Source organism: Dietzia sp. SLG310A2-38A2 (genome assembly GCF_014145095.1).
Classification (GTDB): domain Bacteria; phylum Actinomycetota; class Actinomycetes; order Mycobacteriales; family Mycobacteriaceae; genus Dietzia.
Map to the genome: position 1 here is coordinate 16,634 of NZ_JAALDX010000417.1, position 1,045 is coordinate 17,678.

At 69.3% G+C, this 1,045-nt stretch carries 1 protein-coding gene; it reads right to left on the bottom strand.

Going from position 1 to position 1,045, the window contains the following annotated elements:
* Positions 1–41 precede the first annotated feature (41 nt).
* Positions 42–866, bottom strand: coding sequence for a translation elongation factor Ts (gene tsf, locus G6027_RS14245; protein WP_182637741.1), 825 nt, complete (start codon positions 864–866; stop codon positions 42–44).
* Positions 867–1,045 lie beyond the last annotated feature (179 nt).

The following is a 1,045-nucleotide window of genomic DNA, read 5'->3' on the forward strand; positions in this document are numbered from 1 at the left end:
CCGTCGGAGGAGTACCCGCGACCGCGGATACCAGGGGCGGATCAGGCCTGGCCGACCTCGAAACGGAGGAAGGCCGTCACCGTGGCGCCGGCCTCGGTGAGGAGCGCGCCGACGGTCTTCTTGCTGTCGGTGACGGACGGCTGGTCCAGCAGGACGACGTCCTTGTAGAAACCGTTGAGACGACCCTCGACGATCTTGACGAGCGCCTGCTCGGGCTTGCCCTCCTCGCGGGCGGTGGCCTCGGCGATCTCGCGCTCCTTGGCCACGATGTCGGCGGGCACCTCGTCGCGCGAGACGTACTGCGCCTTGAGCGCGGCGATCTGCATGGCGGCCGAGCGGGCGGCGGCCTCGGCGGACTCGCCCTCGCCCTCGTAGGCCACCATGACGCCGACTGCCGGCGGGAGGTCGGAGGAACGCTTGTGGAGGTAGACGGCGACGGGGCCGTCGAGCTTGCCCACGCGACGCAGGACCAGCTTCTCGCCCGATTTGGCGGAGAACGAGACCACAGCGTCGGCGACCGTCGACCCGTCGAGCTCGGCTCCGTTGAGCGCGTCGAGGTCGGCGATGCCCTGGGAGGCGGCGACGTCGACGATCTTGTCGGCCAGCGCGATGAACTCGGCACTCTTCGCGACGAAGTCGGTCTCGGAGTTGAGTTCGATCATGACGCCGTCCTTGACGGCGACGAGGCCCTCGGCGGTGGTGCGCTCGGCACGCTTGCCCACGTCCTTGGCACCCTTGATTCGCAGGACCTCGACGGCCTTGTCGAAGTCGCCGTCGGTCTCCTCGAGTGCCTTCTTGCAGTCCATCATCCCGGAGCCGGTGAGCTCACGCAGACGCTTGACGTCCGCAGCGGTGTAGTTCGCCATGGTGGGGCGACCCTCCTTGTTGGGGTTCGTGATGTGTCGGAAAGTTGTTGACGTCGGCCGGCGGGCCCGATCGGCTCCACCCTAGACGCCTCGGCGTCGGGGGATCCCTGCCCACCTCCACCGACACGTCGGGCCCGGCGCCCGGGAGATCCAGTGGGGATCGTGGGCGGCCGGGCCCG

Bases quoted from the DNA above. Each gene is read 5' to 3' on its own strand.
- tsf (WP_182637741.1), bottom strand. From the start codon at position 866: ATGGCGAACTACACCGCTGCGGACGTCAAGCGTCTGCGTGAGCTCACC.